The 20,830-nt window shown below is 69.2% G+C and carries 16 protein-coding genes and 1 pseudogene; 7 read left to right on the top strand and 10 right to left on the bottom strand.

Going from position 1 to position 20,830, the window contains the following annotated elements; all coding sequences use genetic code 11:
• Positions 1-6: 6 nt before the first annotated feature.
• Positions 7-1,521: a glycerol kinase GlpK gene (gene glpK / locus ACFXIV_RS17450; RefSeq protein WP_379400606.1), complete on the bottom strand. Its 1,515-nt coding sequence runs from the start codon at positions 1,519-1,521 to the stop codon at positions 7-9.
• Between the two features lie 25 nt (positions 1,522-1,546).
• The gene (locus tag ACFXIV_RS17445) at positions 1,547-2,311 is read right to left on the bottom strand and encodes an IclR family transcriptional regulator (RefSeq protein ID WP_379400607.1); all 765 of its coding nucleotides are present in this window, start codon (positions 2,309-2,311) and stop codon (positions 1,547-1,549) included.
• A gap of 150 nt (positions 2,312-2,461) precedes the next feature.
• Between ACFXIV_RS17445 and glpK (ACFXIV_RS17440) the strand changes: the two genes are divergently transcribed.
• The gene (gene glpK / locus ACFXIV_RS17440; RefSeq protein ID WP_379400608.1) at positions 2,462-3,988 is read left to right on the top strand and encodes a glycerol kinase GlpK; all 1,527 of its coding nucleotides are present in this window, start codon (positions 2,462-2,464) and stop codon (positions 3,986-3,988) included.
• A gap of 45 nt (positions 3,989-4,033) precedes the next feature.
• A complete protein-coding gene (glpD, locus tag ACFXIV_RS17435; RefSeq protein WP_379400609.1) occupies positions 4,034-5,710 on the top strand; it encodes a glycerol-3-phosphate dehydrogenase in 1,677 nt (558 codons plus the stop codon).
• 216 nt (positions 5,711-5,926) lie between these two features.
• On the opposite strand, the gene ACFXIV_RS17430 is transcribed toward glpD, so the two are convergent.
• The gene (locus ACFXIV_RS17430; RefSeq protein ID WP_364621800.1) at positions 5,927-6,430 is read right to left on the bottom strand and encodes a PaaI family thioesterase; all 504 of its coding nucleotides are present in this window, start codon (positions 6,428-6,430) and stop codon (positions 5,927-5,929) included.
• A gap of 79 nt (positions 6,431-6,509) precedes the next feature.
• Here ACFXIV_RS17430 and ACFXIV_RS17425 point away from each other — a divergent pair.
• A pseudogene (locus ACFXIV_RS17425) lies at positions 6,510-6,614 on the top strand (YbhB/YbcL family Raf kinase inhibitor-like protein); the annotation flags it as partial.
• Between the two features lie 60 nt (positions 6,615-6,674).
• Here the strand turns inward: ACFXIV_RS17425 and ACFXIV_RS17420 are convergent.
• Positions 6,675-9,284, bottom strand: coding sequence for an ATP-dependent Clp protease ATP-binding subunit (locus tag ACFXIV_RS17420; protein WP_379400610.1), 2,610 nt, complete (start codon positions 9,282-9,284; stop codon positions 6,675-6,677).
• Between the two features lie 196 nt (positions 9,285-9,480).
• Between ACFXIV_RS17420 and ACFXIV_RS17415 the strand changes: the two genes are divergently transcribed.
• Positions 9,481-10,761: an amidohydrolase gene (locus ACFXIV_RS17415; protein WP_379400611.1), complete on the top strand. Its 1,281-nt coding sequence runs from the start codon at positions 9,481-9,483 to the stop codon at positions 10,759-10,761.
• A gap of 51 nt (positions 10,762-10,812) precedes the next feature.
• On the opposite strand, the gene ACFXIV_RS17410 is transcribed toward ACFXIV_RS17415, so the two are convergent.
• Complete coding sequence (locus tag ACFXIV_RS17410) at positions 10,813-11,040, bottom strand: hypothetical protein (RefSeq protein ID WP_379400612.1); 228 nt, start codon at positions 11,038-11,040, stop codon at positions 10,813-10,815.
• 270 nt (positions 11,041-11,310) lie between these two features.
• Here ACFXIV_RS17410 and ACFXIV_RS17405 point away from each other — a divergent pair, with 270 nt between their 5' ends.
• Positions 11,311-14,925: a BTAD domain-containing putative transcriptional regulator gene (locus ACFXIV_RS17405; protein WP_379400613.1), complete on the top strand. Its 3,615-nt coding sequence runs from the start codon at positions 11,311-11,313 to the stop codon at positions 14,923-14,925.
• A 112-nt stretch (positions 14,926-15,037) separates the two neighbouring features.
• Here ACFXIV_RS17405 and ACFXIV_RS17400 read toward each other — a convergent pair whose 3' ends face one another.
• The 4 genes from ACFXIV_RS17400 to ACFXIV_RS17385 form a co-directional block, all read right to left on the bottom strand.
• Complete coding sequence (locus ACFXIV_RS17400) at positions 15,038-15,385, bottom strand: Lsr2 family protein (RefSeq protein WP_040860441.1); 348 nt, start codon at positions 15,383-15,385, stop codon at positions 15,038-15,040.
• Positions 15,386-15,520: 135 nt separating this feature from the next.
• Positions 15,521-15,925 (bottom strand): Rv3235 family protein, encoded by a 405-nt coding sequence (locus ACFXIV_RS17395; RefSeq protein WP_379400614.1) that lies wholly within the window; start codon positions 15,923-15,925, stop codon positions 15,521-15,523.
• Between the two features lie 346 nt (positions 15,926-16,271).
• A complete protein-coding gene (locus tag ACFXIV_RS17390) occupies positions 16,272-16,967 on the bottom strand; it encodes a hypothetical protein (RefSeq protein ID WP_379400615.1) in 696 nt (231 codons plus the stop codon).
• Between the two features lie 85 nt (positions 16,968-17,052).
• Positions 17,053-18,549, bottom strand: a complete 1,497-nt coding sequence (locus tag ACFXIV_RS17385) for a flavin-containing monooxygenase (protein ID WP_379400616.1) — start codon at positions 18,547-18,549, stop codon at positions 17,053-17,055.
• Between the two features lie 70 nt (positions 18,550-18,619).
• Between ACFXIV_RS17385 and ACFXIV_RS17380 the strand changes: the two genes are divergently transcribed.
• Entirely contained in the window at positions 18,620-19,630 is a 1,011-nt protein-coding gene (locus tag ACFXIV_RS17380) for an AraC family transcriptional regulator (RefSeq protein ID WP_379400617.1), read from the top strand.
• Between the two features lie 112 nt (positions 19,631-19,742).
• Entirely contained in the window at positions 19,743-19,970 is a 228-nt protein-coding gene (locus tag ACFXIV_RS17375) for a hypothetical protein (protein WP_379387908.1), read from the top strand.
• Here ACFXIV_RS17375 and ACFXIV_RS17370 read toward each other — a convergent pair.
• Entirely contained in the window at positions 19,967-20,773 is an 807-nt protein-coding gene (locus ACFXIV_RS17370; protein ID WP_379400618.1) for a nuclear transport factor 2 family protein, read from the bottom strand. The genes ACFXIV_RS17375 and ACFXIV_RS17370 overlap by 4 nt on opposite strands.
• Between the last annotated feature and the right edge of the window lie 57 nt (positions 20,774-20,830).

Here is a 20,830-nt window from a genome sequence, read left to right as displayed (position 1 = left end):
GCGTCGTCAGGGCACCGGCTGGTTGGGCCGCAGCCAGCCGAAGGTAAGCTGCACGGCCCGCTTCCAGTTGTCGTACTCCTCGGCGCGCAGGTCGGCGTCCATGCGCGGCAGCCACTGCGCCGCGACGCGCCAATTGTGGCGCAGGCCCTCGAGATCCGGCCAGTAACCGACCGCCAGGCCCGCCGCGTAGGCCGCGCCCAGCGACACCGTCTCCGCCACGATCGGACGCATGACCGGTATGTCGAGCACGTCGGCGATGATCTGCATGAGCAGGTTGTCCGAGGTCATCCCGCCTGCCACCCGCAGCGCCCCGGCCTGCAGTCCCGAGTCGGCATTCATGGCCTCCACCACGTCGCGCGTCTGCCAGGCCGTGGCCTCGAGCACGGCACGGGCGATGTGCCCCTTGGTGATGTACGAGGTGAGCCCGATGAGCAGCCCGCGCGCGTCACTGCGCCAGTGCGGCGCGTACAGCCCCGAGAAGGCGGGCACCAGATAGCAGCCGCCATTGTCTTCGACTGTGCCCGCGAGGGTTTCGATCTCCGGCGCACTGGCGATGAGCCCGATATTGTCCCGCAGCCACTGCACCAGCGAGCCGGTCACCGCGATCGGCCCCTCCAGCGCGTACACCGGTTCCGGCCCCACCTGGTACCCGATGGTGGTGAGCAGTCCGTGCTCGGACCGCACCAGCTCCCGCCCGGTGTTCATGAGCAGGAATCCGCCGGTGCCGTAGGTGCATTCGGTCTCGCCGGGCGCGAAACAGGTCTGCCCGAACAGCGCCGCGTGCTGATCGCCCAGCGCCGCCGCGATCCGCACCCCCGGCAGCACGCGCCGCGCCGTGCCGAATTCACCGGTCGAGGGCTGGATCCGGGGCAGCATCGCCTTGGGAATATCGAAGAACCGCAACAGTTCTCGATCCCACTCCAGGGTGGACAGGTTCATCAGCAGCGTCCGACCGGCATTGGAGACATCGGTGACGTGCACCCCGTGATCGGCTCCCCCGGTGAGGTTCCAGATGAGCCAGGTCTCCATGGTCCCGAACAGCACGTCGCCGCGCTCGGCCCGCTCCCGCAGTCCCGGCGTGCGATCCAGCAGCCATCGCAGCCGCGGCGCGGCGAAGTAGGTGGCCAGCGGCAGGCCGCACAGCTCCCGAATCCGTTCCGGCCCGGGCGATTTCCGCAGCCGCTCGACGAGCTCCTCGGTGCGCACGTCCTGCCACACGATGGCCCGCCCGATCGGCGTCCCGGTGTGCCGGTCCCATACCACCGTGGTCTCGCGCTGATTGGCGATCCCGACCGCGGCCACCTGCTCCAGGGTGATCCCCGAATCCCGCAGTGCCGCGGGCACGATGCGCTCCACATTGCGCCAGATCTCGAGCGCGTCCTGCTCCATCCACCCCGGCCGCGGATAGTGCTGCCGGTGCTCGCGCTGCGCCACCCCGGTCAGCCGCGCCCGCTGATCGAAGAGGATGGCCCGGGTGGAGGTGGTGCCCTGGTCGATGGCGAGCACATAGCGTTGCGTCATCCGAGCCTGCTCCTGTCCGGAAAAGTCATTGCGCGCCACCGAGATCCCGGGACACCGCGGCGGCCGCGTCGCGCACCTGGGCGATGGGCGCGGACCGGAACCGCAGCTGCCCGTCGCAGAGCCGGTCGACCGGCCCGGTGATGCCGATGGCACCCACCACCAAACCACCCCGGGAGCGAATCGGCGCGGCGACGCTCGCCTCACCGGAACGGTATTCGCCGATATCCCCGGCCCAGCCGGTGCGCCGCACCTCGGAGATGGCCCGCCGCAGCGCCGCCGGATCGGTGAGGGTGCGGTGCGTGATCGCGGGCAGCCGGCCGTCGCGCGCCGCGTCGGCGAGCTCCCCGTCGTAGGCCAGCAGCACCTTGCCCAGCGCCGTTGCGTGCGACGGCAATTCCTCTCCGACCGCCAGTTCCTGCTCGGTATTGTCGGGCCGGAAGACGTGGTGGATCACCACCACTCCCCCGCCCACCGGCGCGGCGATCCGCACCGATTCCCCGCTGCGCGCGGCCAGCGCGTCGGCGCGGTTGATGGCACGGGAACGCAGCTCATTGGCGTCCAGGTGCCCGGACCCGAGATCCTGCAGTGCCGGACTCAGCAGATACTTGCCCGTCACGGGATCCTGATCGACGAATCCCACCCCTTGCAGCGTCCGCAGAATGCCGTGCGCGGTCGGCTTGGCCAGCCCCAGCGCCGCGGCGATCTCCCCCACTCCCATGCGCCCGGACCCGCGCGCGAGTAGCCGCAGCATGGCCGCGGCGCGCTCGATCGACTGAATCGGACCCGGCATGCCCGTAACCTATCAGCTAACCGTTCGGCATTGTCGAACGCACCCCCTGCCGTAGGCACGTTCCACTTCGTAACGTTGAGCCCGGGCCCGGCTGCTACCGGTCTCACCAGGGCAAACGGACTCAATGACGAGCTTCCCGGAAGGACCGTGATGACGCAGTACGTCGGAGCCATCGATCAAGGCACGACCTCCACGCGATTCATGGTGTTCGACCACGGCGGCAATGTGGTTGCCCGCCATCAACTCGAACACGAGCAGATTCTCCCGCAGGCCGGCTGGGTGGAGCACAACCCGGACGAGATCTGGGAGCGCACCCGCACCGTCATCAAGAGCGCTCTGGCCGGAGCCGGTCTCACCGCGAGCGACCTGGCCGCCGTCGGCGTCACCAATCAGCGTGAGACCACCATCGTGTGGAACCGCCACACCGGACGCCCCTACTACAACGCCATCGTCTGGCAGGACACCCGCACCGACCGCATCGTGGCCGAGGTGGAGAAGGCCGGCCACGGCGATCTCATTCGCGAACGCGCCGGACTACCGCCCGCGCCGTACTTCTCCGGCGGCAAGCTGCAGTGGATCCTCGACAATGTCCCCGGCGTGCGGGCGGACGCGGAGAACGGCGACGCCCTCTTCGGCACCTCCGACAGCTGGATCATCTGGAACCTCACCGGCGGCGTCCGCGGCGGCGTGCACGTCACCGACCCGACCAATGCGTCGCGCACCATGCTCATGGACCTCGAAACCCTGGACTGGGACGACGAATTGCTCGCCGTGTTCGGGGTGCCGCGCGCCATGCTGCCGCGCATCGCGCCCTCGTCGAATCCCGAGGGCTTCGGCACCACCTACCCCGACGGCCCGTTCAAGGGCGCGGTGCGGATCGCGGGCGTGCTCGGCGACCAGCAGGCCGCCACCGTCGGCCAGGTCTGCTTCCGGCCGGGCGAGGCCAAGAACACCTACGGCACAGGGAATTTCCTGATGCTGAACACCGGCACCGAGATCGTGCACTCCGAGCACGGCCTGCTGACCACGGTCGCCTATCAGTTCGGCGACGACAAGCCGGTGTACGCGCTGGAGGGCTCGATCGCCGTCACCGGCTCGGCCGTGCAGTGGCTGCGCGACCAGCTGGGCATCATCTCGGGCGCGGAAAGGGTTGAGGCCCTTGCCCGTCAGGTGCCCGACAATGGCGGCGTCTACTTCGTGCCCGCCTTCTCCGGGCTGTTCGCACCCTACTGGCGCCCGGATGCCCGCGGCGTGATCGTGGGCCTGTCCCGCTTCAGCAACAACGCCCACATCGCCAGGGCCACACTGGAATCCATCTGCTACCAGACCCGCGACGTGGTCGAGGCCATGCAGCAGGATTCCGGGGTGCGGCTCGACACCCTGCGCGTCGACGGCGGCGTCACCACCAATGAACTCGCCATGCAGATCCAGGCCGACTTCCTCGGCGTGCCGGTCTCCCGGCCGGTGGTCGCCGAGACCACCGCGCTCGGCGCCGCCTACGCCACCGGTCTCGCGGTCGGATTCTGGCGTAGCACAGACGAACTCGTCGCCAACTGGCACGAGGACAAGAGCTGGCAGCCCACCATGACCGAGGAGCAGCGGCAGCGCGGCTATGCGCGCTGGGTCAAGGCCGTCTCGCGCACCCTCGACTGGGTCGACCTCGACGACGAGGACTGACCGGTGGCCCACAAGCTTCGAAACACCGATAACAAGGAGTATTTCGTGTCCGCACAACTGGATCCCGCCTACCGCGCCCGGGCGATTGATTCGCTCGGCGACACCGAAATCGACGTTCTCGTGATCGGTGGTGGAGTGACCGGGGCGGGCGCCGCCCTCGACGCCGCCTCTCGCGGCCTGTCCGTCACCCTGGTCGAGGCGCGCGACTTCGCCGCCGGTACTTCCAGCCGGTCCTCCAAGCTCATCCACGGCGGCCTGCGCTACCTGGAACAGTACGACTTCGCGCTGGTCCGTGAGGCTTTGAAGGAGCGCGGCCTGCTGCTGAACAAGCTGGCCCCGCACCTGGTGCACCCGGTGTCGTTCCTGTTCCCGCTGCAGAAGCACTACGAGCGCTTCTACATCGGCGCCGGCATCGCCCTCTACGACACCATGGGCGGCGCGCGCTCGGTGCCCATGCACCGGCACCTGAGCCGTTCCGGCGCACTGGAATTGGCGCCGGCGCTCCGGGAAGACGCCATGACCGGCGCCATCCGCTACTACGACGCGCAGGTCGACGACGCCCGGTACACCATGATGATCGCCCGCACCGCGGCCCAGCACGGCGCGACCGTGCTGACCCGCACCCGGGTCACCGGGCTGCTGCGCGATGGCGAGCAGGTCGTGGGCGCGAAGGTCGTGGATCTGGAAACCGGTCTGGAGCACAGCATCCGGGCCAAGACCGTGATCTCGGCGACCGGGGTGTGGACCGACGACATGATCAAGATGACCGGCGTGGACTTCCCGTTCCACGTGCGCATGTCCAAGGGCGTGCACATCATGGTCCCGCGCGAGAAGCTGGACCTGAACACCGGCATCGCCATGAAGACCGAGAAGTCCGTGCTGTTCGTCATCCCGTGGGCCGAGCACTGGATCATCGGCACCACCGACACCGACTGGTCGCTGGACAAGAACCACCCGACCGCGACCGCCGCGGATGTGCAGTACATCCTCGACCACGTCAATTCCCTACTGCGCGAACCGCTCACCCGCGCCGACATCGTCGGCACCTACGCGGGCCTGCGGCCGCTCATGACCGGCGCGTCGAAGGAGACCTCCAAGCTGTCGCGCGAGCACGCGGTGGCCGAACCGGCCCCGGGCCTGTTCGTCATCGCGGGCGGCAAGTACACCACCTACCGGGTGATGGCCGCCGATGTGGTGGACGCCGCCGCCGAGCGCCTCGGCAACGATGTCACGCCGTCGGTGACCGCGAACCTGCCCATCCTGGGCGCGGTCGGCTACCAGGACATGGTCGACACCATCGCCGATGTGGCGGCGCGGGCCGGGCTGCCGGTCGAGACCGTGGCGCATCTGCTGGGCCGCTACGGCTCGCTGACCGCGGAGATCTTCGACCTCATCGCCGCGGTTCCCGAACTGGGCCAACCGATTCCGGGCGCTGAGGACTACCTGGCCGCCGAGGCCGTCTACGCCGCCACCCACGAGGGCGCGCTGCACATGGACGACCTGCTCACCCGCCGCACCCGCATCTCCATCGAGGTGCCCGACCGCGGCCTGCGGGCGGCGCCGGAGATCGCCCGCCTCATCGCCCCGCACCTGGGCTGGGACGACGAGCGCACCAATGCCGAGATCAACCGCTACTTCGACCGCGTGCACGCCGAATTGGCGGCCAACGAGGAGAAGGACGACGAGTCGGCCAACGCGGCCCGCATGATCGCCGTCGGCTGACGATCACCCCGTGCGCACCGGCGCCGCGCGAGTAATTCCCGTGCGGCGCCGGAACCGTATTCAATTTCCCGAAAATCGCCGTGCCGGAATCATTTTCCACCAGGAATAACGCCGACCGGGCCTACACCCGGGTTCCGGTACTCGGGCCCCGGGTCGGCGGCGCGCTCGCGGCGCCTTGTCGCCCAGGTGTACCTGTAGCCCCGCGGTTGCGCCGAGTCACAGCCCGATGGTGGGCATCTCCCCGAGGGTCGCACCGAGACTCAGGAAATGCTCCGGTGCAACCTCGACGAAAATCGCCCGGCCGGTGGCGATCACAGTGTCGCCATCGGTCAGCGTGGTGTCGATGAAGAGCTTGCGGCCCTCGCGTCCGGCGAGCACCGCGGTGACCACGAAATCGCGGTGCAGGCGGGCGGGGGCACAGAAGGTGACGTCGAGCTTGACGGTGACGGCGGGCTGGCGCAGCGGGACCAGGATCGCGCCGCAGGCGTCGTCCAGGGCCGCGGCGATGATGCCGCCGTGCGCCACGCCGGGCGCGCCCTGATGCCGCTCGTCCAGTGTGAAGGTGCCGCGCACGGTGTCGCCCCGACGCCCGAAGGCGATCTGCGGGGACGCCGGATTGGCGGGGCCACAGCCGAAGCAGCCGGGGTGATGCGGCGGGAAGGGCCCATCGGCGACGAGGTCGCCCAGGGGCAGCGGTGCGGCGTCGCGATCAAGGTCCATAACCAGAAGTTAACGCTTATTCAAAACTGGCATGCAACCGCCCCCAAGCGGGCAGGCCGATCGATAGCAGTGGTCGGGCGCGCCCGGCGACGCCGAGAGCTTCGCCGTGACCATGTTCGATGTGGACGCGCCGACGGACAGCGGGCTGCGGCACTGGCTGGTGTGGGACGTCCCGGCGCAGGCCACCGAGCTGATCGCCGCGCCGGATCGGTTCCGGCGCGGCGCTTTTCGTGTGCGAGAGTGCTCAGTGCTTGGTCGGGGACGCCTTACCGCCCGACGCCTTCGTGCTGTGCTTGCCGTGGCCATTTCCGCCGGCGTGCTTGGCATCCGGCTTGTCGGACTTGGCCTTGCCGCCCTTGCCGACGGTCATGACCGATTCCTCGGTGATCTCGGCGTCGGTCTTCTTCCCACCGGTGTGGTGGATCGCCTCGATCTGCAGACCGCTGCCGTCGGCATCGATGCGCACCGTGTCGCCGGGCGCCAGCGCGCCCTCGAGCAGCTTCTTCGACAGCGCGTTGTCCAGCTGCTTCTGCACGGTCCGGCGCAGTGGCCGGGCGCCGAACTCGGGCTGATATCCGTTCTCCGCCAGCCAGTCCATGGCCCGGTCCGAGACATCCAGGCCGATGTCCTGAGCGTGCAGCCGCCGCTTGGTGCCGTCGAGCACCAGGCCGACGATATTGCGCAGCTGCGACCTGTCGAGCCGGTGGAAGATGATCTGCTCGTCGAGCCGGTTGAGGAACTCGGGCCGGAACTGCCTGCGCAGCCGCTCCTCCAGCTGCGGCGTGATCGAGTCCAGGTCGCCGTCCTTCGCGGACAGGATCAGATCGGAGCCGATATTGCTGGTGAGAATCACGATGGTGTTCTTGAAATCCACCGTGCGGCCCTTGGAGTCGGTGACCCGGCCGTCGTCGAGCAGCTGCAGCAGCACATTGAACACGTCCGGATGCGCCTTCTCGACCTCGTCGAACAGGATCACCGAGTACGGCTGCCGGCGCACCTTGTCGGTGAGCTGGGCGGCATCGTCGTAGCCCACGTATCCGGGCGGCGCGCCCACCAGCCGCGAGACGGTGTGCTTCTCCTGGAACTCGCTCATATCGAAGCGGATGAGCCGGTCCTCGTCACCGAAGACGGCCTCCGCCAGGGCTTTCGCGAGTTCGGTCTTGCCGACGCCGGTGGGGCCCAGGAACAGGAACGAGCCGATGGGCCGGTTGGGGTCCTTGAGCCCGGCGCGGGCGCGGCGCACCGCCTCGGCCACCGCGACGATGGCCTCGTCCTGGCCGACCACCCGCCGGTGCAGATCCTGTTCCAGCTTCAGCAGTTTCGCGCGTTCCTCGGTGGTGAGGTCGGCGACCGGGATGCCGGTCTGCCGCGACACCACCTCGGCGATATCGGTGATCTCGACCGTCGGGATCTCGGTGCGGTCCACCTCGTCGGCGGTCTTCTTCTCCAGCTTCGAGATCTCGGCCTTGATCTTGTTGGCCCGCTCGTAGTCCTCGCCGGCGACCGCCGCGTCCTTCTCCCGATTCAGGTGCGCCAGTTTGTCTTCCAGCTCACGCACCTTGGGATCCGGTGTGCGCGTACGCAATCGAACCCGCGCACCTGCCTGGTCCACCAGGTCGATGGCCTTGTCCGGCATGAAGCGGTCGGTGATGTAGCGGTCGGACAGTTCGGCCGCGGCGATCAGCGCCTCGTCCAGGTAGCGCACCTGGTGGTGCTCCTCGTACACATCGGAGAGCCCGCGCAGGATCTCGATGGTGTCGGTCACCGACGGCTCGGACACCATGACCGGCTGGAAGCGGCGCTCCAGGGCCGCGTCCTTCTCGATGTACTTGCGGTACTCGTCGATGGTGGTGGCGCCGATGGCGTGCAGTTCGCCGCGGGCCAGGGCGGGCTTGAGCATATTGCCCGCGTCTATGGAGCCCTCGCCACCGGCGCCCGCGCCCACGATGGTGTGCAGCTCGTCGATGAAGACCACCAGTTCGTCGGAGTGCGCGCGCACCTCGTCGAGCACCTTGGTGAGCCGCTCCTCGAATTCGCCGCGATACTTGCTGCCCGCCACCATCGAGCTCACGTCCAGTGCGATGACGCGGCGATCGGTCAGGGTGGCGGGCACGTCGCCATTGACGATGCGCTGTGCCAGACCCTCCACGATCGCGGTCTTGCCGACGCCCGGATCACCGATGAGGACCGGATTGTTCTTGCGCCGCCGCGACAGGATCTCCACCGTCTGCTCGATCTCCTCGGCGCGGCCGACCACCGGATCGACCTGGCCGGCCCGGGCCTCCGCGGTGAGGTCGCGGCCGTACTCGTCGAGGGTCGGGGTGTCGGACGGCTCCTTGGCGGTCTGGGCGGCGGGCATCTTCGCGCCCGAGAGGGCCTGGGCGGCGGGGCTGTCGTGCACGCCCGCGATGCCGAGCAGAATGTGCTCGGGCCCGATGTAGCTGCTGCCCGCTTCGGCGGCGCTGCGCTGCGAATTGCGCAGGGCCAGCTTGGCGCCAGGGCTCAGGGCCAGGGCGTGGTCTTGGCCGTGCGCGCCGACGCCACTGCCCGCGGCGGTCCGCATCTGCTTGCGCAGTTGTTCGGGGTCCCTGCCGATTTCGGCGATGATGCTCTGGGACGGCTCGATGGCGGCGGCCGCGTAGAGCAGGTGCTCGGGGGTGATCTCGGCGCTGCCCCAGTCGTGGGCGGCCTGCCGGGCGGAGTCCACGACCTGTTTGGCGCTCTCGCTCAGCAAACGGCTCAGGTCGATGCGCTGCACCGGCGGCTGGCGGGACATTCCGGATCCGAAGAATCGGTTGAAGATATCGTCGAAGGAGTCGAAGGAACCCATCGAACTGGGCCAACCCTGGGTCATGGTCACCTCGTGGCTTCGGGTGACGCTCGGAAGGACTCGGGTTCGCAACGAGCCTGCCGACGCGTCAGCTAACGGATGGCGAACTCGGGGTCCACAGTAGTAGCCTCGGCGCGGACGGCAAATGGCCGTAACGACTTTGTTTCAGATCGGTTCGGCCCTCGCCCCGTCGTCGGAGTACCGACCGAACGGAGTCCTGATGCCTGCGATCCACGACGAACTCGATGCCCGCGCGGCTGCGGTGGCCGGACAGGTGGTGCGCCGGCGGCGGCATCTGCACGAGCATCCGGAACTCTCCAATCGCGAGGTGAACACCGCGGCGCTGATCAGCGATCACCTGAAAGCATTGAGCCTGGACGAGGTTCGCACCGGCATCGCCGGGCACGGGGTGGTCGGTGTGCTGCGCGGCGGGCAGGCGGGCGACCGGGTGGTGGCGCTGCGCGGGGACATCGACGCACTGCCGGTGCCGGACCTGTGCGGGGTGCCGTTCGCCTCCCACGTGGTCGATCAGCAGTACCCCGGCGGGCCGTTCCCGGTGTCACACGCCTGCGGGCACGACTGCCACACCGCCATGCTCATGGGCGCGGCCACTGTCCTGGCCGGCGTCCGCGAAAAGCTGCCGGGCACCGTACTTTTCGTGTTCCAGCCTGCCGAGGAGGGCCCGCCGGTGAACGAAAAGGGCGGTGCGCGTGCGATGCTCGCCGAGGGCGCGCTCGACGATCCCGCGCCGACCATGGCGTTCGGATTCCACGTCACCCCATATCCCAAGGGCTACATCGGATATCGGGTCGGGAACCAGTTCGGGGCCTCCTGCCTGGCCAGGATCACCCTCACCGGCCAGCAGGTACACGGGTCCACGCCGTGGATGGGCATCGACCCGATGCCGGCGGCCGGAGCGATCCTGACGGGCATCGGGCAGCTCTACCGGCAGGTCAGCGCGTTCGACCCGGTCACGGTGAGCATCGGGCACGTCGAGGACGTCGGGCGGTTCAATATCATCGGCCAGACCGTGACGCTGTGGGGCACCATCCGGTGTGCGGTGGAGCACGACATGGGCGAGGTGCAGACACGGCTGCGGACGCTCGCCACGAACACCGCGGCCGCCTACAACTGTTCGGCCGCAGTGGATTTCCTGCAGGATGTGCCCGCCGTGCACAACGAGCAGGCGTGGATGGATGCCGGGCTGCCCACCTTCCACCGGGTGGCCGGGGACGACCGGGTGGTGCCGACGGGGGCCACGCTCGGATACGACGACGTCTCGGAGTTCGTCAACAGGTATGGCGGGCTGTACGTGACGCTGGGTGTGCAGGACACGCAGCTCGACGCCGCGGGTCTGCCGACGCCGGTGCCCGGCGGGCGCGGACTCTTCATGAACCACAACCCGCACTTCTACGCCGACGACGACACCCTCGTCACCGGCGTGCGGCTGCACGCACAGGTGGCCTACGACCATCTGAGCGGCGCGCTGATACCCGAATAGATTGTGCCGCAGTCGATTTGCACGCCGCGATCACCCTCGCGGCGGAGACCGTCAGCGCCCGGCGACGACCGGCATGAACGGCGCGTAGTCGCGGACGTGGCCCTCGGTCCAATCCCAGAGGGACTTCGGGTCCACGGACACGCCGCGCTGCAGAATCAGCCGCCAGCCATCGTCCTGCTTCTCCCAGATATCGCCGTCGCGGTCCACATACATGCCGATGCTCTCGGGCTCGATGCCGGTCTCTCCCAGGCCCCTGGGGAAATCCACTGGCTTCGTCACACCAACCACCCCTTAACTTCAAGGTTGCTTCCAGTCAGAAGTATTCTCCCCGCCCACTCTTGCGATCCACTTCCGGCCGGGTTGTGTGACGTATTCGCACCGTTAGCATTGGAAACTGAATTACGTACCACACGGTCTTCTTTATGGCCGCGACCCGCCCATAACTATCCGACAACCATTCGGCTACCTTTTGGCATCTCCAGGTTTTTGAGGGATAGTGCTCTTCTTGCGGCGAATCACCAGTTCGCTTCCGGTCGCAGGAGGACACCGATGGCAGGCGCGGAGCTGAGAGTGCTCGGCCCCCTGCAGCTGTCCGTCGACGGTCGCGACACCCCCCTGGGCACCCCCATGCAGCGCGCCGTGCTGGGCCGCCTCATCGTCGCGCACGGCCAGGTCGTGAGCACCGAAAGGCTGATCGACGACCTGTGGGCCGGGCATCCGCCACCCAAGGCCACCGCGGTACTGCAGGTGCACATCCACAATCTGCGACGGCTGTTCGAACCCCAGCGCCCGCGGCGTGCGCCCTCCCGCTTCATCGTGTCCGAGTCGTCCGGGTATGCCCTGAAGATCCCTGAGAACGCCGTGGACGCATGGCATTTCGAGCAGCAGCTGCGGACCTATCAGGAACTGGTCAGCAACCCCGAGATTCACACCGATCCCACCGAGCGCAATGCCCTGCTGGAGGCCGCTCTCTCGCTCTGGCACGGTCCCGCGCTGGAGGCCTTCGCCGAGGCCGACTGGGCCGGCGCCGAGGCCGACCGGCTCACCGACCTCTACCTCACCGCCGTCGAACTCAATGCCCGCACCGAATTGGAACTGGGCCGCTCCGGCGAAGTGGTCCGCGAACTCCGCCAGCTCTTCGAGGACAATCCCGGCCGCGAGGAAATCGTTCGCCTGCTCGCCCTCGCGCAATACCAGCTCGGTCAGCAGCTCGAGGCGCTCACCACCATCCGGCGCTCCCGCGAATTCCTCGGCGGCCTATTCGGCGTGGATCCCTCCCCCGCGTTGCGCCAACTCGAAATAGCGATTCTCAATCACTCCGCCGGCCTCGCCCAGACCCCGCCCCTGCCCGCTCACGACCGCCGCCCCACCGGCCCCGCCGCACCCCCTGCCACCACCACGGTTACGGCCGCTCCCGCGCCGGTCTCCAGCCCGGGCATCGAGACCGCGAAAACCAGCGCCGCCCCCGGGGCTGCCGACGGGTTCCATTGCGCTACCGGCTATCTCACCGAGTTGTCGGAGCTGCTGAACGCCGCCGAGGCGGCGCGGGCCGGGCAGTTGCGGGTCGCCTGGGTTGCCGGGGAGGCGGGAATCGGCAAGACCGTGCTGGCGGAGGCCACCCTCGCCACGCTGTCGACCGCGGGCTGGACCGCGGTGACGGGAACCTGCCCGGAGATCGACGGCGCGCCCACTGCCTGGGCCTGGACGGAGATCAGCACCGCCCTCGACATGAGCGAGCCGAACCGGGCTGCGGCTGGGCAGCTTTCGGAGAGCGCGGTCGGCGCACCGGGCACTCCGGCCGCGGCACCGCCGGATACCGTCTCCTCCCAGCCGATTTCACCCGGCGCACCGCAGCCGAGCGCGATCGACGCGGGGACGCCGGCCGAGGACGCGTTCACGCTGGCGCGGGTCATCGCGGAAAAATGCAGGCGCGCTGCCGGTTCCGCGCCGGTGGCGCTGCTGCTGGAGGACGTGCAGCGGGCCGATCCGGAGACCTTGCAGGTATTGCGGCAGGTGGTGAGCTGGCTGCGGGACGAGCCAGTATTCGTGCTGGTCACGATGCGGCGATCGGAGGCGGCGCAAGGGCCCCACAATACGGTCGCGGCGCTGGCGCAGCATACGGGCGCCTGGCTGGAACTCAATGGACTGGACGCGGAGGGGACGCGGCGAGCCGCGGCGGCTGCCGGGCTGACGGGGATCGAGGCCGAGGCGCTGGAACAGCTGCACCGGCGGACGGGCGGGAATCCGCTGTTCGTCCGGGAGGTGGCGAAAGCGGCTGCCGCACAGGGCAGTTTGGACGAGGTGCCGGATTCGATCCGGGAGCTGATCGAGGATCGGGTGGCGCAGCTGCCCGACGGGGTCGCCGAGGTGCTGCGGCAGCTGTCCATTTGGGGTGAGAGCGTCGATCTGGCGATCCTCAGTGCGGCGGCGGGGCTGGCCGAGGACACCGTGATCGACCTGGTCGCGGCGGCCGAGGCGGCCGGACTGGTGGGCTCCGGGAGCGGCGGGAGTATCCGGTTCGAGCACGGGCTGATTTGCGATGCCGTGTATCTGGGCATACCGCCGCTGCGACGGGGCCGGATGCACTGGGCCGCACTGGAGCTGCTGGAACAGCGTGCCGACGCCTATCCGGCGGTGGCACGGGACCCGGATGTGCTGGCCCGGCACGCCCTCGCCGGCGCGACCGCCGAAACCGCCTCGCGCGCCATCGAATACGTGGAGCGGGCGGCCGAACGGCGCACCAGCCGCGGGATGCGCAGTGCCGGTGTGCGGCTGCTGCGGTCGGCGGTGGACCTGCACCGGCTGGCGCGCCACGACGCCGACCACGCGCCCGCCGGCGACCGCATCGCACTGCTGCGTACCCGCTGCGCGCTGGTCACGGCGCTGGCCTACGACAATCGGCATCGGGAGGCCCGCGTGGAACGCGACCGGGCCCTCACCTTCGCCGAGCAGCTGGGCGATCCGGACCTGGTGGTCCGGGCGCTGACCTGCTGGCGCGCCCCGATCATCTGGGCGATTCGCAACTGGCGCAGGCCCGATCAGCACATGCGGCGGGCGCTGGCGCGCGCCCTGACCCGGTACGGCATCGGCGCGTCCACCCTGGCCCTGCTGGTGAGCGAGGTCCCCGGGCCCCCGGCGCTGACCCATGAAGACCCGAATACCGGTGCGGCACAGGCCGATTCGAACGGCGTGACAGATTCCGATCTGGTGCGCCTGCTGGTCGCGGCGACCTTCGAGACGGGACTGGTGGAGTCGGCCGCCGGGCGACGGCTGGCCCGGCTGGCCCTCGAGACGGCGCGGCGCACCGGCGATCCCGAATTACTGTGTGCCGCCATCAATGCGGTGACCTATCTCGCATTCGAGTACGACGCGGAGTTCTCGGCACTGGTCGACGAACTGGAGGGGCTGGCGACCACCGCCGGACTGGCCGAGTACCGGGCGCTGGCACATTATCTGGGATATCGGGCCGCGGTGGCCCGGGCGGATCTGCGGGAGGCGGGGCGGCGGGCGACGGCCGCGGTGGAGTTCGCCGACGAGGGCCAGTTGCAGCCGCTACTGGATATGGTCAGCTGTTTCGCCGGGACCATGGAACTGCTGCGCGGGAACATCGACGCGGCCGATGAGCTGTACCAGCGGTTCACCACCCGCACCCGGCTTTCCGGCGTCGCCAATCACGCCGAGGCGGAGTTGTTCTGCGCGCTCTCGACCGGATGGGCGCGGGGTGAACTGGGGACCCTGACGGATCGGCTCGCGAACGCCTATGCGGCCCTGCCCGCGGCCGCCGCCCCGGCCTACACGCTCGCGCTGCTGCAGAGCGGACAGCGCGAGCGCGCACGCGGCGTGTACGAGGACTCGGATCCGATTGCGGCGGGCTTCTATCCGGTCCTCATGTCGGCATTGCGGGCGGTCGCCGCCATCGAGCTCGGCGACACTCCAGCAATTCAGCGGCTCTACGAATATCTGGCGCCGCACAGCGGCACCCTGATCGGCCTCGAAACCGGGATGACCGAGTTCGGCCCGATGGACTCGATCCTGGCGGCGCTGGCCGCCGCCCAGGGCGACGCCGAGACGGCCGCCGCGCATCGCGACCGCGCCGAACGCCTACTGGAAAGGATTCGAGCCGAACTTCCCGAGTGCGGCGCCGCACTACTGCGCGCGGCCTGACGCACGAGAAATCCGGATCGAGCCATTGGCCTGAAATGTCCTCCCCGCGCTTAGAGCCGATGCCCACAGGCTTCGGCTCCCAGCGAATTCCCAGCGCCTTGATTTGCGCTGGTTAATTCTTGGCGCGCTGGTAAGCGTCGACGATCTCGGCCGGGATACGGCCGCGCGAGGAAACCTGGTGCCCCTGAGCGCGCGCCCATTCGCGGATCGCGGTGCTCTCCTCGCGGTCCACCGCCGGACGGGTGCGGCCGCCCGCGGCCACCTTGCCGGTCCGCTTGGAACGACCGACCTTGCGGGCCTTATCGGTCCACGGTTCCAGGGCCTCCCGCAGCTTGCCGGCGTTCTTGTTCGACAGGTCGATCTCGAAGTCGTTGCCGTCGATCGAGAAAAAGACGGTCTCGTCGGCCTTCGATTCGCCGTCGTAGTCGTCAACCAGAGTTACGGTGACTTTCTTCGCCATGGACTGCCCTTCCACGTGTGAGGTGCCGCTATTCGCCGAAATGTTAATGCCGCGCGATGCAGGATTCAAACCAGGCGCGAATCGAATTAGAGGCGACCAGACTATTCTGCTATTACCGCAGAGACCGTCCGGTCTTCAGCACACCCGGAATGCGGCCAACCGCCACCCGGAACGACCGTGGACAATGCGGGCGGCGAGCGCGAAACGCCGCCCGCCGCGGTCGTAACCCGCGCAAACTTCCGCCTGCCCCGGCCCGGCCATGATCACATCCACCCTGGTGAGGGTGGCGGTGCCGAGCTCCCGCCCGGGTAGCCGTCCGGCCCCCGCCAGCGTGCGCACCGCGGCCACCACCGCGGGCTCGGCCAGCGGGTCCAGTTGCCTCGCCGGACGGCGGCCGTCCAGCACCTCGAGCGCCAGCCGCAGCGCCGCACCGGCGAATTGCCTTGCCGCAGTGTTGCATTCATCACCACCCCGGGCTTTCACAGCATGCGAAGAACGCAGAAGCCGTTGCAGGCCGACCGATCCGGGCGCAGCAGACATCGATCGGCGATCCACTCGATTCCGGCATCCGGGCGATCTGCCCGCTGCGGCGGCCGGCCACTGATCGGGCTGCGGCACCCGGCGGCCCACCTCCGGTGCGTGGCGGCCTGCCCTTGGAACCTGGCGGACCGGCTCCGGATTGCCACGACACTGTTCCAGCGGCGGCTCGAATCGTGGTGCGGGCAGCAGGAATCCGCCCGGCGCTGTCCTCGGGTCCACCGCTGCCCGCGAGTCCACCGCTGCCCGCGACTCGACCACCGCTCTCGTCTCCACTCCTCCCACGGCGCGAAAGCATGGCAGCCCAGCCGAACGCAGACGGCCGAAATCAGAGTTCGCACCCCTCGGGCTACTTCAGCAGCGCGAGCCGCCCCAGCAGGTCGGTGGGCAGGTAGAGCAACCGGCTGGTGGTCCACAGCTGCCCGGACTGCGGGTCGTACTGATCGGGCATGGCGACACCGGCCGGGGCGAAGGCCCGGAAACCGTGCGCGGCGGTCGTCCTGGTGGCCCGCCACTGATGGTCCGCGAAGGCCACCACCGCGGCCGCGTCGCCCGCGACCGCGGCGCCTCGGAGTGCGGCGACCTGCGCGGCCACCCCGTCGGTGGACAGATAGACCAGGGTCCCGTCGGCATTGCGCATCGGATCGATGGACACCACATCGGTCATTCCGTACCGCGAGGAGAGCACCTGGGCGATTTCGGTCTGCGCGTACACCGGGATGTCCCGATCGCCGCGCGCGGCCACCACGGCCGCGGCCAGGGCCTCGTTGACCGGTCCGGGATCGCCGACGGTGCGCGCCGGATCCGCGCCCGCCGGAATGCGATTGCCGAAGCTGTAGGCCACGATCAGCGTGGCCGAGTCGGCGGGCGCGGCAGGGATCGTCCAGAGGTCCTGCGGCGCTTGCTCGCTCGCCGGCCCGGCCGGGGACAGCGCGGCGGCCGCCTGGGCGCCGAGGCCGCCGGCCGCCGCGAGCAGCGCCGCGGAGACCGCCGCGACCGCCACCCGCACCGACCGCAACGGACCGCCGAACCGCGTGGATGTCATGGCGGCCATGCTAGCCAGCAGGCCCGAGAGCGAGCCGCAGGCACTGCGGCGAGAGCGAACCGGAGGCACTGTGGCGGAAGCGAATTCAGTGGACCGGTTCGAGTACCTCGGCCGCCGCGACCGGCCGCAGCGTCTTGCCGAGGTCGGTGCGCAGGACCATGGCGGTGTCCAGCAGGTAGTTCTGCCGCACCTGCCACGGATGCCGATCGCCCTGGCGCGGGAAGTCGCCGATCGAGCGCTGGACGTACCCGGAGGCCAGATCCAGCAGTGGCCGCTCCTGCAGGGTGCGCTGCGCCTGCGGGACCACCGCGCGGTAGCCGTTGCGGTCCATGTATCCCAGCACCTTGCAGACCAGTCGCGAGGTGAGATCGGCGCGCAGCGTCCAGGAGGCGTTGGTGTAGCCGATGCACACCGCGAAGTTGGGCACGCCGGTCAGCATGGTGCCCTGCCAGACGAACTGCTCGGACAGCTCCACCGGTGCGCCGTCGACCACCAGGTCGACGCCGCCGAAGGCGAGCAGCTGCAGGCCGGTGGCGGTGACCACCACATCGGCCTCGAGCACCTTGCCCGACTTCAGCCGGATGCCCTCGGGCACAAAGGTTTCGATGTGATCGGTGACCACCTCGGCCTTGCCCTTGCGCATGGCCTTGAAGAAGTCGGCGTTGGGCACCGCGCACAGGCGCTGATCCCACGGGTTGTATTCGGGCGTGAAATGCTCGGCGACGAGCTTCTCGTCCTTCAGGATTCGGGCGGTGAGCCCGGTGAGCAGCTTGCGGGCGGCCGCGGGCCGACGCCGGCAGTACTGGTAGAAGCCGATGTTGAACAGGATGTTCTTGGTGCGGATGAGCCGGTGCGCCAGGTTCGGCGGGAGCAGTTCGCGCATCCGGTCGGCCACCTTGTCGCGGCCGGGGACGACGGAGATCCAGGTGGGGCTGCGCTGCAGCATGGTCACCAGTTCGGCCTGCTCGGCCATGGCCGGGACCAGGGTGACCGCGGTCGCGCCGCTGCCGATGACCACCACGCGCTTGCCGGTGTAGTCGAAGTCCTCGGGCCAGAACTGGGGGTGCACCACGGTGCCGGCGAAGTCGGCGATGCCGGGGAACTCGGGCTGGTGGCCGTGGTCGTAGTTGTAGTAGCCGGCGCAGGAGTAGAGGAAGTTGCAGGTGAGCGTGCCGCGCTCGACGCCCTCGGAGATACGCCGCTCGAGCGTGAGCGTCCACCGCGACTCGCCGCTGTCCCATTCGGCGCCAACGACTTTGGTGCCGTACCGGATGTGCTTGTCGATGCCGTTCTCGGCGGCCGTGTCGGTGATGTAGCGCAGGATGGCCGGCCCGTCGGCGATCGACTTGGCGTCACGCCAGGGCTTGAACGGGTAGCCGAGAGTGAACATGTCGCTGTCGGAGCGGATGCCCGGGTAGCGGAACAGGTCCCAGGTGCCACCGAGCGCATCGCGCGCCTCGAGGATGGCGTAGCTGCGGCCGGGCTGCTCGGCCTGCAGGCGATACGCCGCGCCGATGCCGGAGAGCCCGGCTCCGACGATGACGACGTCGAGGTGTTCGGCGAGAGGTTGCGCGGCGTTCATGACTTCCAGTCTGTTGCGCCCGCCATCCGGTTTCTTGACTCTGCACGACAAGTATTTGATCCTTGACGACATGTCGGTGATCAGATCCGCCGGACTGCGGGGTTTCCGCGCGACCGTGGCCGAGCTCGGCGGGGACGCCGAGGAGCTGGCCGCCGCCTGCGGACTGCCCCTCGCCGCCCTGGACACCGACGATCTACTGGTCCCCGACCATGCGGTCGGGGCGGTGCTGGAGCTGGCGGCCCATCGGCTCGACTGCCCGGATCTGGGGCTCCGGATGGCGTCGCGGCAGGACCTGGACATGCTCGGCCCGCTGGCGCTGGCCATCCGGAATGCCACCACCCTGGCCGCGGTGCTCGACTGCACCTCGCGGTACCTGTTCGTGCACGCCCGCTCGCTCAGTCTGACCATGGCACCCGACCCGTACGGCGATCGCGGCGTCATCGCCCTGCGCTACGGCGCCACCGCACCCGGCCTGCCCACCCCCGTCCAGGGCACCGATCTCGGATTGGCCTTCGTACACAGGACGATTCAGCGCCTGGCCGAGGACCGCTACGGGCTGCGCTCGGTGGAGGTCCCCTACCGGCCCGCCGCCCCGATCCAGGCGTACGAGGAATTCTTCGGTGCGCCAGTGCGAATCGAGCGTCCGGCCGCACTGCTGCGGATACCGGCCGCGCTCGGCAATCGGCAACTCTCCGGCGGCGACGAGAACCTGCACCGGATGGCGATGGCCTTCCTGGCCCAGCAGGCCGGCGGCGCGGCCACGGCGATCGCGCCGCGCGTGCGGACCACCCTGCAGAAGCTGCTGGGCACCACCGCCCCCGAAATCGATGCCGTGGCACGGCTGCTCACCATCCATCCGCGCACCCTGCAGCGACGGCTGGCCGCCGAGGACACCAGCTTCGCGGCGATTCTCGACGGGGTCCGGCGCACCGAGGCGCGACGCTACCTGACCACGACGGATATGCCGATGAGCCAGGTGGCCTCGCTCATCGGTTTGTCCGAACAGTCGGTATTCACACGTTGCTGCCAGCGCTGGTGGGGTGCAACGCCGACCGCGGTGCGCAAGGGCAAAGCGGGCTGACCACACCGGATGTCAACCGGATGCCACCGAGTTTCGATGGGCCCATTGGCAAATCACGCACGGCGAGTCGCTCACGACACGCACTCGATTTGCGAGTCGCCGCGTGTCGATCATGGTCAATCGGCGCTCCCGCCCCCAGGATGTCCTGATGATCGCCGAATGCCCTTCCTGCGCTTGGCCCTCTCCCACGGCCGTCTCCTTCCACCGCGGGGTGCAGTACCTGCGCTGCGTGTGCGGCCAGTGGCTGATCAGCGTGCACGGGAAGGTGGTCGGCGCGGCCGGGGGCACCACGTTCAGCGGGAACAATCCCCTGGCGGAGATCGCCGGGATCCGGGATTAGCTCGCCGGCACGAAGATTCGCGCCGACTCGATGCGCAGCCCGCGGTCGGCGAAGTCCAGTTCGGCGATACCGCGGCCCTCACGGGTCTCCACCGACACTGTCACCGAGTGCCCGGCGGCAATGGCCTTGCTCCAGCGCAGACCCTTCACCCGGGTGGTGAAGTCCTCCAGCGACATCGCGCCGTCCACACCCCACTCCAGGCGCGGGACCGGAGCCAGAACCGCACGGGCACTGGACGAATCACGGGCGGCCACGGCATCCAGCAGCTGCCCGGCGGCCCGCTTGCCCGCCGCGCCGACACCGCGCAGGCCGGACATGAAGCCCATCGCCCCGCCGATGCCCTGATTGCCGAGCAGCTGCGGGCCCAGCTTGGCCCCCGCCAGCAGGCCCTGCGTGCCCGATCCCAGCAGCTGGCCGATCATGCCCGCCAGCTCCCAATGTGCGCGCAGGGCACGGATTTTCAGCGCGCCGTCCACCTCGGCCAGGTCGTAGCGGAGATGCATGGGCACGTGCAGGGTGACCCCGGTGGACATGGTGGTGGCGATGGTGAGATCGCGGAAGACCGTCATGCCACACACCACGTCACCGGTCACGTCGAAGACGATGCCGTTGGGCGCGATGAAGGTGTCGTAGAAGCGTTCGATGGCGGCGCGCCCGATGTGCGGGCGTGAGCCGACCGGGTCCTCGACGCTGCCGTTGTCGGCGAAAAGGCCCACCCAGGCGGCCTTGTCGTGCGCGCCGACCGCCCGCGGTGACGCTTCGACGGTCGCCAATAGTTCGGCGGCGGTGGGATTCGCGGGCACAGTGTCCTCCAGATCTCGGCAAGCGCGCGCGATGATACCGAACGCCCCGGCCCCGGA

Origin of the sequence: Nocardia sp. NPDC059236, from assembly GCF_042754085.1 — a bacterium.
Classification (GTDB): Bacteria; Actinomycetota; Actinomycetes; order Mycobacteriales; family Mycobacteriaceae; genus Nocardia.
This window is presented reverse-complemented; position numbering and strand designations above follow the sequence as displayed.